The 13,387-nt window shown below is 72.5% G+C and carries 11 protein-coding genes; 8 read left to right on the top strand and 3 right to left on the bottom strand.

All coding sequences use genetic code 11. From position 1 onward, the window contains the following. Positions 1-70: 70 nt before the first annotated feature. Complete coding sequence (locus ACIQCJ_RS28485; protein ID WP_402712958.1) at positions 71-883, bottom strand: hypothetical protein; 813 nt, start codon at positions 881-883, stop codon at positions 71-73. Positions 884-1,360: 477 nt separating this feature from the next. Here ACIQCJ_RS28485 and ACIQCJ_RS28490 point away from each other — a divergent pair, with 477 nt between their 5' ends. The 4 genes from ACIQCJ_RS28490 to ACIQCJ_RS28505 all read left to right on the top strand — a co-directional run bounded on the left by ACIQCJ_RS28490 (position 1,361) and on the right by ACIQCJ_RS28505 (position 4,753). Continuing rightward, on the top strand, positions 1,361-1,975 hold the full coding sequence (locus ACIQCJ_RS28490) for a transglycosylase family protein (protein WP_401856345.1): 615 nt from the start codon (positions 1,361-1,363) through the stop codon (positions 1,973-1,975). A 217-nt stretch (positions 1,976-2,192) separates the two neighbouring features. Further along, positions 2,193-2,894, top strand: coding sequence for a transglycosylase family protein (locus ACIQCJ_RS28495; RefSeq protein WP_355333479.1), 702 nt, complete (start codon positions 2,193-2,195; stop codon positions 2,892-2,894). A gap of 137 nt (positions 2,895-3,031) precedes the next feature. Next, positions 3,032-4,309, top strand: a complete 1,278-nt coding sequence (locus tag ACIQCJ_RS28500) for a glycosyltransferase family 4 protein (RefSeq protein ID WP_401313497.1) — start codon at positions 3,032-3,034, stop codon at positions 4,307-4,309. 210 nt (positions 4,310-4,519) lie between these two features. Next, the gene (locus ACIQCJ_RS28505) at positions 4,520-4,753 is read left to right on the top strand and encodes an I78 family peptidase inhibitor (protein WP_188285797.1); all 234 of its coding nucleotides are present in this window, start codon (positions 4,520-4,522) and stop codon (positions 4,751-4,753) included. An 18-nt stretch (positions 4,754-4,771) separates the two neighbouring features. Here ACIQCJ_RS28505 and ACIQCJ_RS28510 read toward each other — a convergent pair whose 3' ends face one another. After that, positions 4,772-5,842 (bottom strand): phosphatase PAP2 family protein, encoded by a 1,071-nt coding sequence (locus ACIQCJ_RS28510; RefSeq protein ID WP_401313499.1) that lies wholly within the window; start codon positions 5,840-5,842, stop codon positions 4,772-4,774. A gap of 388 nt (positions 5,843-6,230) precedes the next feature. On the opposite strand from ACIQCJ_RS28510, the gene ACIQCJ_RS28515 reads away from it, so the two are divergent. Next, positions 6,231-7,823, top strand: a complete 1,593-nt coding sequence (locus ACIQCJ_RS28515; protein ID WP_402712959.1) for an MFS transporter — start codon at positions 6,231-6,233, stop codon at positions 7,821-7,823. A 248-nt stretch (positions 7,824-8,071) separates the two neighbouring features. Further along, positions 8,072-9,271 (top strand): acyl-CoA dehydrogenase family protein, encoded by a 1,200-nt coding sequence (locus tag ACIQCJ_RS28520; RefSeq protein WP_188283771.1) that lies wholly within the window; start codon positions 8,072-8,074, stop codon positions 9,269-9,271. A gap of 153 nt (positions 9,272-9,424) precedes the next feature. Here ACIQCJ_RS28520 and ACIQCJ_RS28525 read toward each other — a convergent pair whose 3' ends face one another. Beyond that, entirely contained in the window at positions 9,425-9,868 is a 444-nt protein-coding gene (locus ACIQCJ_RS28525; RefSeq protein WP_188283772.1) for a cell division protein SepF, read from the bottom strand. A gap of 458 nt (positions 9,869-10,326) precedes the next feature. Here ACIQCJ_RS28525 and ACIQCJ_RS28530 point away from each other — a divergent pair, with 458 nt between their 5' ends. Continuing rightward, on the top strand, positions 10,327-11,562 hold the full coding sequence (locus ACIQCJ_RS28530; RefSeq protein WP_402712960.1) for a DUF5685 family protein: 1,236 nt from the start codon (positions 10,327-10,329) through the stop codon (positions 11,560-11,562). Positions 11,563-12,151: 589 nt separating this feature from the next. Then, positions 12,152-13,228 (top strand): FMNH2-dependent monooxygenase, encoded by a 1,077-nt coding sequence (locus ACIQCJ_RS28535; RefSeq protein WP_401725218.1) that lies wholly within the window; start codon positions 12,152-12,154, stop codon positions 13,226-13,228. Positions 13,229-13,387 lie beyond the last annotated feature (159 nt).

The following is a 13,387-nucleotide window of genomic DNA, read 5'->3' on the forward strand; positions in this document are numbered from 1 at the left end:
GCAGTGGGCGCGCGGAAGGGGCGCGCACGGTGTCCCGTACACGCCCCTCGTTTCCGGTGAGACGGGTGGCTCAGGTCCCCGACAGCGGCATCGTCGCGGCCACCAGCAGGCCCCGCGAGCACGCCCTGGCCAGGGCGTCCCGCATCAGGTCCTCGCGCGGCTGACGGCCGATGGAACCGGCCGGGGCGGCGTAGACGTACACCTCGTTGGTCCGGTTGACGGCGTTCCGCCAGCCGTCGCTGACCTGGAGCGGCTGGTGGGCCTGCCACCACGCGGTGCCGGGGGTGCCGCCCGCGCCGGGCTGGAGCACGGCGTGCAGCCGCCCGGTGGCCAGCAGCACCGACCAGCCCGACAGTGGCGACGGCGGCACCTCCAGGTCGAGATGCGGCATGAAGCCCTGCTCGATCAGCAGCGGCAGGAAGTCGTCGCCCGCGCCGGTGGCGCCGACCCGTGCGACCGGCCCGGTGGGCTCGATCACGAGCGCCGGGCGCAGCGTCTCCTCGACGATGATCAGACCGCAGGTGATGCCGAGCACCGCCTGCCGGGGCGCGGTCTCCACGGGCGGCGCGTCGGCCTGGCCGCCGATCGAGGGCCCCGCCGCCGTCTCGGGGCCGCCGATGCTGCGGACGGCGCCCTGCAACTGCTCCTCGGTGACCGGGACGACCTGCGAGGGGATGCAGGCGGCGTGCGCGAAGGCGAGGACCGCCGTCTCGTCGCCCACGAAGAGCACGGTGCTGGTCCGCTCCTGCCCGGTGTCCCCGGGGGTGCGACAGGACGTGCAGTCGTACGTGCCAGGAGCGTTGGCGCCGTTGAGGAGCCGCTGGGTCTCCTCGTCGCCGATCTCGGCTCGTACCTCGTCACTCACGTCGAGCATGGGCGGCACGGGAGTCTCCTTGAAGTGCGGTGGTGCGGTCACGAATCCGGCCGGAACGCCGGACCTGTCCCGGCGCATAGTGACAACGGATGATCTGTGGTGGGAGTCACGCTTTGCGGGGGGATGTATTCCGTTACCGGTCGCCGAGGGTGAGATTCCCGGCGAATCGCTCACGCAGCGTCGAACGGCCGTGTGGGTGACGAAAGTTGGGCCTGTGAGGCTACTCACGGAGCGCGCCGTTTAGATCCTCATTTACGACGATACGTACGCGCCAATCACCCGTAAACCTCGTCTTCTTACCGCCGGTAACCCTCAACTGGCCTGCGGCGGACGGCAATTGTTTGGTGCGAGGGGGTGCGGCTGCCTAGATTCGCCCGCCGTGTGCAAATCGCACCGCCCGGGTTCGGACGGGCGCCGCATCCGTGGGGGAGCGGCGCCCGTCGTGACGCAGCAGGGGGGACACCCGGGTCCGTGGAGAGGGAATCCATGGTCTTGAACTGCAAGTACCGGCACACCGCGCTCCTGACCGGCGTCGCCGCACTGGCGCCGCTGGGCGTGCTGGCCGCCGCGGGAGAGGCGTCGGCGGCCGACAACGGGGTGTGGGACCGTATCGCGCAGTGCGAGAGCGGCGGGAACTGGCACATCAACACCCACAACGGCTACTACGGCGGACTCCAGTTCGCCCCCGGCACCTGGCGGTCCTACGGCGGCACCGCGTACGCGCCGACCGCGGACCTCGCCAGCCGCGAGCAGCAGATCGCCATAGCGACAAAGCTCCAGCGCGCCAGCGGCTGGGGCGCCTGGCCCGTCTGCTCGCGCCGCGCGGGAGCCTACGGGGACGCGCCGTCCGCGGGTACGCCGTCCTCGAAGTCGACGGGCAAGTCCCTCGACAAGCCCGTCAGGAAGACCGTCAAGCCCGCCGCCGAGCCGAAGAAGCGGGAACCGGCGAAGGTCGTACGGCGGACCATGCCGCGCTACGAGTCGGCCGCCGAGGGCCGGGCCGACCGCAACGCGACACGCACCGCCCTGATCGCCGTCGTGCGTGGCCCGGCGGAGCGGGGTCAGGGCCCGGTCGTTCCGGCGTGGTGGCCGCACTGGTGACGGACCGTCCGCCGGAGGGGCGGTTCGGGCGCCCGCCCGGCCGGGGCGCCCCGGGACCGCGCTCGTTCGGTGCCGGAGCGTCGTAAGGCCGCCGTAAACCGGACCCGCCGCGTTCCCCCGTGTGCCCCACCCCGTTGTGGTCCGACCGGGTGGGGTACACGCGACGTACGGACGCGATGCCCCCGATCCGGGGTGCGGCCGTGCTTAGCGTGGCCCGATGAGCGATCAGTCGTCTTATCGTCATATCGTCTCCCCGCGTGCCTCGGTGCGCGTCGCCGTGGCCGTCGCACGCGCCGCCGCCACGCTGGCCGCGCTCGGTGCGGCCGTGCTGCTGCCGGTGGCCGCCGCGCCACCCGCGACGGCCGCCCAGGGCGCGCCGGCCGTCCCACCGCCCGTGGAGCGGCCGGGACAGCCGCAGCAGCCCGAGCGGTCCGGCGGGTCCCCGCAGTCGGTGCCGTCGGTACAGGCGGCCATCGCCTTCCAGGCCGCGCGGGCCGCCGCCGGGTCCCCGACCGTCTGGGACCGGATCGCCATGTGCGAGAGCAGCGGGAACTGGCACATCAACACCGGCAACAGCTACTACGGCGGCCTCCAGTTCTGGCAGCCCACCTGGGAGCTGTTCGGCGGTCGCGCCTATGCCCGGCGCGCCGACCTCGCCACCCCCGCCGAGCAGATCTCGGTCGCGGAGGAAGTGCTGAAGGTGCAGGGCTGGAACGCCTGGCCGGTCTGCGCGCGGCGCAACGGCTTCACCGGCCACCGCCACATCGTGCACACCGTCAAGAGCGGCGAGACCTTGTCGGCCATTGCCCGTTCCTATGGAACCCAAGGGGGCTGGCAGTACCTCTACCAGCTCAACAAGGACCTCATCGGCCCCGACCCCGACCGGCTGATCGCGGGAACCGTCCTCACCGTCAACTGACGCGGCGGCCCACCCGAGTCAACCCCGTTCACCCGTCCGTGGCGCGTCCGGCAAAGGGACGCGCCACGGTTGCTACGGTCGGTCGCGCGGGCCGACCGACCCGCGTCCAGCGGGGGAACAGGAACACGGGCACGCCCATGCGCATCACCTTCCTGATACACACCACGTACGGCATCGGCGGCACCATTCGCACGGTGCGCAATCTGGCGGCGCGGCTGGCCGACGAGCACGAGGTCGAGATCGTCTCGGTCTTCCGCGACCGCGACCGGCCCGAGTTCACGTACGACCCCCGGATCCGGCTGAGATATCTGGTCGACATCCGCAAAGGCGCCCAGGACGGCGTCCTCGACGACCCGCGCCACCAGCGGCCGTCGGCGATCTTCCCGTCCACCGACCGGCGGCACGCCCTCTACAGCCCGATCACCGACGAACGCATCGGCGCGTGCCTGGCGGAACTCGACACCGACGTGGTGGTCGGCACCCGGCCGGGCCTCAACGTGCACCTCGCCCGCCAGGCGCCGCGCGGCCTCGTCCGGGTCGCCCAGGAACACCTGACGCTCGACACGCACTCCACGCGGCTCGTGCTGACCCTGCGCCGCCACTACCCGGGCCTGGACGCCGTCACCACCACCACGGAGGCCGACGCGGCCGTCTACCGCCGCCGTATGCCGGGCGTCCGGGTCGCCGCCGTCCCCAACAGCGTGCCGCCCACCGGCGCCGCCCCCTCCGACTGCACCGCGCCCGTCGTGGTCGCCGCCGGTCGGCTCGCCCCCGCCAAGCGCTACGACGACCTGATCCGCGCCTTCGCCCTCGTCCGCGACCGCCGCCCCGACTGGACGCTGCGGCTGTACGGCTCGGGCCGCGAGCGCGCGAAGCTCGACGCGCTCGTCACCGAACTGGGCGTGCGCGACAACGTGAAGCTGATGGGCGCGGTCTCGCCGATCGAACCGGAGCTCGCCAAGGCGTCGGTGCTCGCCGTCACCTCGACCCTGGAGTCCTTCGGCATGACGCTGGTGGAGGGCATGTGCGCGGGGCTTCCCGTGGTCTCCACCGACTGCCCGCTCGGGCCGCGGGAGATCGTCGACGACGGCGTGAACGGTCTGCTGGTGCCGCCGCGCGACATCGACGCGATCGCCGCCGCGCTGCTGTCGCTCATCGAGGACGACGAGCGCCGCCGGGAGATGGGCCGCGCCGCGCTGGCCTCCTCGGCGCACTACGACCCCTCGGTCATCGCCCGGCGCCATGTGGACCTCTTCCAGCGGCTGCTGGACGACCGGGCGCGCGGCGGCGCCCGTCCGCGCGCCGCGGTCCGCGCGTCGGTCGGGCGGACGATGGGCGCCCTGCTGTCCGCGGGGGACATGACGGGGGCCGCGGTCAGGAAGGCCGGACGCCGAAGGCAACACATCGTCAGTTAAAGACGACCGTCTACCCAATTCCTATCTCTTCATGCTCATGGACCCGCGAGTAACCGGAGGCATTGCGAAGATGCTGTGCGGGAGTTGTGTGGACAGGTAATTCAGTGACCTGCGGGTATTCACGGGGACGGAGCGCACCGTAGGGCACGATCTGTGACAGAAACGTGATGATCAAGGTCGTTCTGTGCCGGGGACGCCTACCGTGAAGGTATGCCTCACAACCCTCAGACCCCACAGGATCCGCGGCCCCCACGGAGCCCGGCCGACGACCCCGACGCCTACACCGGCCTCGACGCGCGGGAGGCCGAGCGCCTGGCCGAGCAGCGGGGCTGGCAGACGGTGCGCAGCCTGCCGCCCGGCGCGATCGTGACCATGGAGTACGTCGTCGGGCGGCTGAACTTCACCGTGGAAGGGGGCCGCGTCCAGCGCTGCTGGGTCGGCTGACGGGCCGAGCCGCCCGGCTCAGCCCGCGATGCCCCGGCCGCGCACCTGCTGGTGCGCGAGCGGGGTCGTGGGCCTGGCCGGGCGCTCGACGGGCGGACGGCGGCTGCCGACCGGGGTGAGCGGTGTGCGCTCGTTGCGTCCGGTGGGCGGCCTGCCGGGCGCGTGCGGGGCGGCGGCGACCGGAGTGGTCGTGGTGGCCGTGACCGCCGCGGTGGCGCCCCGGGCGACCGCGCCGACCGTCGCGCGGCTCGGCGCGTGCTCCTCCTGCTCCGCGTCCGGGTCCTCGTCCTGCGCGGAGGCCGGGGAGCGCTGGGCGACCAGCACCGGGCTCACGGCCTCCGGGCGGAGGACCGCTTCGGCGGAACCGGTGCGCATCCGGGCCCAGGCGTAGGCCAGGAAGTCCTCGGCCCGTGCCATCGCGGGCTCGAACCACGGCAGCGCCAGCAGGATCAGCAGACCGGCCGCCCAGCCGAGCAGCACGTCGCTCACCCAGTGCGTACCGAGGTAGACCGTCGTGGCGCCCACGCCGAGCGCGAGCAGCGCGCTCACCACGGACCCCAGCCTGCGGGCGCGCGGAGTCGTGGCCAGATACGCCAGAACGCCCCAGGTCACGACCGCGTTGGCGGTGTGACCCGAGGGAAATATATCGCCGCCGGCGAACATCTCGGCGGAGCCGACGGTCGTCGCGTAGTGCGGACCGAGCCGCCCGAGACCGTATTTCACGGCTCCCACGGTGATGTTCAGCAACAGCAGTGAGGTGCCGAGGACCAGCAGTGGGTGCAGCGTGCGGTGGCGCCACGCGCGCCACCCCAGCCACGCGAGCACCATCACCGCGGTGGGACCTCGTTGGCCGAGGACGACGAAATAATCCAGGAACGCGTGGATTTGCGGCCATTGTTTGTAGGGACGCCAGAGCATGACCTGCCAGTCCAGCGTCACCAGTTTGGAAGTGGTGAGGACGCCCACGACGATCGCCACGTAGACCGCCAGCGTCGAACCGAACAGCCACACGCGTGTTCGGCTCATCCGCGGCAGGTCGCGGGTGGTCGGGCGCTCCGCCGTACGGAGGCGCTTCTCATCGGTTCGCACTCAATCGACGTTACAGCGTGTGACGGCATAGTTCGGCCGTACGAGCTGCTTTGTAATGACGATGTGATGTGGAGTGCGTCTCAGGGAGCCCTTTGGCGGCCGGTGATTCGGGCGGAATGCGGGAGTGGCTGGAGTTTATGTTCGGGTGTTGATACTCACAGGGTCGGCAAGGTGCGGCCTTCTTATTTATTGCTTATTTCCCTCACCTTTCTCCGCAGTTTCCCCGTCCATACCCGGGCCGACGTGATCGAACGGGGCCGCGCACGGGCGGCGCCGGGGCGCGAGACGGGTGTCCGAGGGGGTCCCGCGGGGGCGGTGACCGGGTGTTGTGAGCCCGTGACCAGCGAGTGGTCTCGCGTACGCTGACGACTCACTCGTTCGTGGAGGTATGCGTATGACGAGGCCGGTCAGCAGGTGGACCATTCTGTTCGTCCTCTGCGTCAGCCTGCTGATCGTCGCTCTCGACGCGACGGTGCTGCACGTGGCCGTCCCCGCCCTCACCGAGGATCTGCGGCCCGGCGCCCAGGACCTGCTGTGGATCGTGGACGCCTATCCGCTGATCGCCGCCTCTCTGCTGATCCTTTTCGGGACACTCGGCGACCGCATCGGCCGCCGCAAGGTCCTGCTGATCGGCTACGCCCTCTTCGGCGTGGCCTCCGCGCTCGCCGCCTTCGCGCCGACGCCCCACGTACTGATCGCCGCCCGCGCGCTGCTCGGCGCCGGCGGCGCGATGATCATGCCTGCCACTTTGTCGATACTTCGACAGGTCTTCCCCGACCGCCGCGAGCGCGCGACGGCGATCGGCGTGTGGAGCGCGGTCGCCGCGGTGGGCGCCGCCGTCGGCCCGGTGCTCGGCGGCTTCCTCGTCGAGCACTTCTGGTGGGGCTCGGTCTTCCTGATCAACATCCCGCTGATGGCGGTGATGCTGCCGCTCGGCCGGATACTCCTGCCGGAGTCCCGGGGCAGCACCGACGGCCCGTGGGACGTGCTCGGCGCGGTCACCGCCGCCCTCGGCGTCCTCGGCGTGGTCCTCGGCATGAAGCGGCTCGGCGGCGGCGCGAGCCCGCTGGACGCCGCGGCCTTCATCCCGCTGCTGGCCGGAGTGGGCCTGCTGGTCTGGTTCATACGCCGCCAGCGCCGCCGCGAGCACCCGCTGATCGACGTCCGGATGTTCTCCCAGCCCGCCTTCTCCACCTCGGTCGGCTGCATCGTGCTCGCCATGCTCGCCCTGGTCGGCCTGGAACTGATCGCGGTGCAGTACCTGCAACTGGTCCTCGGCCTCAGCCCGCTCCAGACCGGACTGCGCCTGCTGCCGCTCACCTTCGCCGCCATGGCCGCGGGACTCACCGGCTCCCGCATGCTGCGCGGCTTCGGTCCACGCCGCATGGTCTGCGGCGGCTTCGTGCTCACCGCCGTCGCCGTACTCGCGCTGACCGCCATGGGCCAGAGCGACCGGCCGGTCCTGCTCACCACCGCCTTCGTCCTGCTCGGCTTCGGCCTGGAGGCCACCCTCTTCGGCGCCTACGAGTCCATGCTCAGCGAATCCCCCGCGCACCAGGCGGGCGGCGCGGCGGCGATCGGCGAGACCTCGTACCAACTGGGCGCCGGGATGGGCATCGCGCTGCTCGGCAGTGTGATGAACGCCGCCTACGCGCCGGGCGTCGCCCGCACCCCGGGAGTGAGCGCCGCCGACAGCACCGCCGCGGGCCACTCGCTCGGTGAGGCGTACGACGTCGCCGACCGGCTCGGCGGCGGCTCGGGCGCGGCGCTGCGGCACGCGGCCCGGCACTCCTTCGTCACCGGGCTGCACATGACCCTGCTGGTGAGCGCGGGGCTGCTGCTCACCGGGGCGCTGGCCGCGCTGCGGCTGCCGCGCGTCATGGAATGCGGCGCGGACAAGGGGCAGGCCACCTGCGATCTGGTGGTCCCGGCCCGCCAGGAGCCCGCGGCGGCCGTACGGTCCGGCGCGCCGGGGGAGTGAGCCGCGTCCGGCCCCCGGCGGCCGGGCCACGGGGTGCGCGAAGGTCCCGGCGCCGGGCGCCGAACCCGCTGCCTTTGGCCATGAGATCGGGCTCCCGCCGGCCGGGACATCCGGCTCCCGCGGCTCCCGGCGCGCGGCGGGCCGAGCGGTCTGGACGCACGGCAGACTGAAACGTAACGTCGGCGCCGAGCCGTAGGTTACCGCCGCTAGTTTCCGTCCGTGTCCTTCTGTGCCGGAGGTCCCCCGTCATGCCCGGAGCCGCAACCCCGCCCTTCGACCCGTACGACCCGCTGGGCCTCGACGACCTGCTGACGCCCGAGGACCGCGCGGTCCGCGACACCGTACGGAAATGGGCCGCCGACCGCGTGCTGCCGCATGTCGCCGACTGGTACGAGCGCGGCGAACTGCCCGTCATCAGGGAACTCGCCCGTGAGCTGGGCGCGATCGGCGCCCTCGGCATGCCGCTGACCGGCTACGGCTGCGCGGGCGCGAGCGCCGTCCAGTACGGCCTGGCCTGTCTGGAACTGGAGGCCGCCGACTCCGGCATCCGGTCGCTGGTCTCGGTCCAGGGCTCGCTCGCGATGTACGCCGTCCACCGCTACGGCTCCGAGGAACAGAAGCAGCGCTGGCTCCCGTCGATGGCCGCGGGCGAGGTGATCGGCTGCTTCGGCCTCACCGAACCCGACCACGGCTCCGACCCGGCCGCCATGACCACCCACGCCAGGCGGGACGGCTCCGACTGGGTGCTCAGCGGCCGCAAGATGTGGATCACCAACGGCTCGGTGGCCGGTGTCGCCGTCGTCTGGGCCCAGACGACGGACGCACCCGGCGGCATCCGCGGCTTCGTCGTCCCCACCGACACCCCCGGCTTCTCCGCGCCGGAGATCCACCACAAGTGGAGCCTGCGCGCCTCGGTCACCAGCGAACTCGTCATGGACGACGTCCGGTTGCCCGCCGACGCAGTGCTCCCCGAGGTCACCGGCCTGCGCGGACCGCTGAGCTGCCTCAGTCACGCGCGCTACGGAATCGTCTGGGGCGCGATGGGCGCCGCGCGCAGCAGCTTCGAGGCCGCGCTGTCGTACGCGACGACGCGCGAGCAGTTCGGCAGGCCGATCGGTGGCTTCCAGCTCACCCAGGCCAAACTCGCCGACATGGCGGTCGAACTGCACAAGGGCATCCTGCTCGCCCACCACCTGGGACAGCGGATGGACGCCGGACGGCTGCGGCCGGAACAGGTGAGCTTCGGCAAGCTCAACAACGTCCGCGAGGCGATCGAGATCTGCCGCACCGCCCGGACGATCCTGGGCGCCAACGGGATCTCACTGGAGTACCCGGTGATGCGGCACGCCACCAACCTGGAGTCCGTGCTCACCTATGAGGGCACGGTCGAGATGCACCAGCTCGTCCTGGGCAAGGCGCTCACCGGACTCGACGCCTTCCGCGGATGACGCGGTGCGGCCGTACCGGCCCGGTGAGCGCCCTGCCCGGTCCTGATCGGGGGTTGTCCCCGGGGAGACAACCCCCGGCCCCCGGCAGGGGCGGGACCGGCGGGCTGGTGAGGGAGCGGCGGCCAGAGTGTCGGTTCTGGTCGAACCAGAGTGTCAGTTCTGGTTGAAGAAGCCGTCGCCGCCGCGCTTGGCGTCGGCGTTCATGACCATGTAGTCGGCGGGAGTCAGCAGGAAGACCCTGGTGGCGACGCGCTCGATGGAGCCGCGCAGCCCGAACGTGAGACCGGCGGCGAAGTCGACGACGCGCTTGGCGTCGCTCGGCTCCATGCCGGTGAGGTTGACGATGACCGGGACGCCCTCGCGGAACAGCTCCCCGATGCCGCGCGCGTCCCGGAAACCGTCCGGGGTCACGGTGGCGATCCTGCGGCCCTGCTCTTCGGCGGTCTCGGTGGCCACCCGCACCCGCGGGTCGGTCACCCACGTGTCAGCCCGCTCGGAGCCCTCGCCGTAGTCGGCGTACTCCTCGTCGTAGTAACCCTCGCCGCCGTTGTCGTCAACGAGGCCCAGCCAAGCACTCGCCCGTCGAACCGATCCCATGGACGCCTCCTCTCTCACACGGTCAGTACCGTCCGCAGTCCTATGGTCGTCCATGATGTGGATGATGTGCCAAGCGGATTGCCGCCAGTCAGGCGTCTTGTGACGGTACTGGTGCACACGATAGTGGCGGATCGTCAGGCAGGCCCAGGGATATGGCCCCTGACACTTCGTTGGGAGCGCTCCCCACTTCCGGGTGACGCGCGGGGCCGTCCGGCCGTACACGCGCTCGTAGGCACGGCCGTACGTGTCGTCGTAAGTCCGCTCGTATCCGGCGCCGACCGGCCGGCCCCGAACCGTCGTACACGATCCGCGCGTCGTGGCGAGCGGCCGACCGTGGGCCCGGACGGACCCGTACGGCTGCCGCCGACGACTGACCCCTGCCCCCGGCTGCGGATAATATGTCCGCCGGTCGCAGGGGTCGGCCCTGCGGGCGGGCGAGTTCAACGGGGGAGCACGCGATGTTCGGGATCATCAGGCCGTGTCGGCACCGCATGTCCGAGGGGCTCGCGGCCTCCTGGACGGCCCACTTGTGCGGCCTGTGTCTCGCGTTGCGGGACGGGCACGGCCAGTTCGCGAGAATCGCCACCAACTACGACGGACTCGTCGTGTCGGTGCTCGTCGAGGCGCAGACGGCCGTGTCCGGTGACGCCGACAGCCTGCGCCGCAAGGCCGGGCCGTGCCCGCTGCGCGGGATGCGGACGGCGCCGGTCGCCATGGGGGAGGGCGCGCGGCTGGCCGCGGCCGTCTCGCTGGTGCTCGCCTCGGCGAAGATGCGTGACCATGTGGAGGACGCCGACGGGGCGTTCGCCCGGCGGCCGGTCGCCGCGGCGGCCCGTACGGTCGCCCGCCGCTGGGACCGGGCCGGGGCGCGTACCGGCGACAGCCTGGGCTTCGACACCGCGGTGCTGCTCGACGCGGTCGGGCGGCAGGGCGGGATCGAGGCGGCGGCCGGACTCGGCACCTCGCTGCTGACCGTCACCGAGCCCACCGAGACGGCGACCGCCGCGGCCTTCGCGCACACCGCCGTACTCGCCGGGCGGCCCGCCAACCGGGAACCGCTGGCGGAGGCCGGACGGCTCTTCGGACGGCTCGCCCACCTCCTGGACGCGGTCGAGGACCTGGCCGAGGACACCCGCTCCGGCGCCTGGAACCCGCTCACCGCGACCGGCACCGACCTCGCCGAGGCGCGGCGGCTGTGCGACGACGCGCTGCACGGCATACGGCTCGCGCTCCGCGACACCGACTTCGCCGGGTCCGCCTCGGGCAAGCTCACCCATGTCCTGCTCGTCCACGAATTGGGACGGTCGGTGGACAGGGCCTTCGGCACCGGCGGTTGCGCGCACCAGGGCGCGGCGCCGTCCGCCGCCTCGCCCCCGCCGGGCAACCCCTACGCGCCCGGCGCGCCCGGCGGCACTCCGCACGGTCCGGGCCAGCGGCCGAACGCGCCCGGCGGCCCCGGTTTTCCCGGCGGCTTCCCGCCGCCCGAGCCGCCGCGCAGGCGCGGACTGGTCATGGGCTGCCTGGTCTACGCCGGGATGTGCTGCACCTGTGAGCTGTGCTGCCGCGAGCACGACGACCCGTGGAGCGGGCAGCGCCGCGACTCCTGGTGCAGCAACTGCGACTGCGACGGCTGCTCGGACTGCGGTGATTGTTGCGATTGCTGTGACTGCTGCGACTGCGGGTGCGACTGCTGAGGCTGTACGGGCGGGGCGTGCGGATGAGCTGTACGGGTGAGGTGTTCGGGTGAGCTGTACGAATGAGCTCTACGAATGAACTCTACGAATGAGGTCGGGCCCGTAGCGGGAGCCCGGTGGGCGGGACGGCCTGCGGGGGTGACCTGCGAGGGGAGCGCCCGAGGGAGGGCGGCCAAACGGCGGGGCTGCGTGCGCGCGTGTGTGAGGACGGGACGATCCGTCGGAGAAAGGTCAGCTACAACAACACGACGCCGACCACACCCGACCGAAGTCGATGTGGCCGCGAGTGACGAGCCGACAGCTACGCATGCCCACAGTGCAGCAGCCCATCAGGGCATCCGTCAACCACGCTGAGACGCGTGGTCCAGCACCTGGACATGCTTGACAGCGGGTGACGGCGTCGGCATAGCCTCGTGTCAAGGCCCTTGACGGGCCCAGCCGCGTTGAGGGACGCGGCGGCCTGTGTGAAGACGACTCCCGTGCCCCTTCCGCGTGTCCACGGAGCCTTCGCATGCCTGCTGCCTTCTCCCCTTCTTCTCCCTCGCCTTCTTCCTCTTCTTCCCCCGCCTCCGCGTCGCGGGGTGCCTCCGTGACCGCCGCCGCTGCCGCCGCGCCGCCCGCACCCGCCGTCCGGCGCCGTACGCGCTCGCTGCATCTCGCCGCCGCGATCGACGTCCCCGACCGCTACGAGGTGGCCTCGTACGGGGAGTTGGCCCGGCTCGCGGAGGGCGGCGCGCTGGACTTCGTCACCCTGGACGGCGCGGCCGACGCCGATCCGCTCGCCGTACTCACCGCGGTGGCCGCCGAGACCGGCCGGATCGGGCTCGTCCCCGCGGTGCCCGTGACCCGCGCCGGGCCGCGTGGTGTCGCGGCGGCGGTCGGCGCCCTGGATTCGGCCAGCCGGGGCCGGGCCGGCTGGACGCCCCGGGCGGTGCCAGAGCCGGTGCCTGAGTCGGCGTCCGGTCCGGCGTCCGGTCGGAGGTCCGGTCCGGCGTCCGGTCGGAGGTCCGAGTCGAGGGCCGGGGGGACGGCCGACCTGAGATCCGGTCCGAGATCCGCGCTCACGCCGAAAGCGAGAGCCGAGGCGATGTGGCGGGAGACGGCGGCCGTCGCCGAGGCGGTCGCGCGGGAGTGGGACGGCGGCGCGCCCGGCCCGCGGGTGCGGCAGGGGCGGCCGGTCACGGCGGTGGACGCGACCGAACCCGCCGCCCGCGCGGTCGCGGCCCGGTACGCCGACCTCGCCTTCGTCCGCGCCGCGGGTCCCGAGACCGCCGGGCTGGTACGGGACGAACTGCGGCGGCTGGCGGTCGGAGCGGGGCGGGACCCTGACCGGCTGCTGGTGCTCGCCGAACTCTCCGTCGACCTCGGCGGCGGCGAGATCGGCCCGGAGCCGGGCGCCGAGATCACCCTGGTGCCGGACGGCGCGGGCGGCGTGCTGTTCTGCGGCGGCCCCGTCGACCTGGCCGAGCTGATCGCCGCGTGGCAGCAGGCGGGCGCGGTCGACGGCTTCCGCGTCCGGCCGGTGGAGCCCCGACGCGATCTGGAGCGCTTCGTGAACGGGACCACCGCGCTGCTCCAGCACCGGGGTCTGTTCCGCTCCTTCCACCCGGGCGCGACACTGCGCGAACACCTGGGCCTGCACCGCCCGTTACCGGACCTCCGGTGAACCGCCCGTCTCACCGGCCGGACGGCGGTGCGTCGCCGCGCGCCGCCTCCCGAGGCTCCGCGCGCCTCCTTCCGAGGCTTCGCACGTCCTGTCCCATGACTCCGCGCGCCCTCTCCCGCGACACTCCCCGTACCCCCTCACGGCACACTCCCCGCAGGT

It is taken from the genome of Streptomyces sp. NPDC093221, assembly GCF_044753885.1.
Classification (GTDB): Bacteria; Actinomycetota; Actinomycetes; order Streptomycetales; family Streptomycetaceae; genus Actinacidiphila.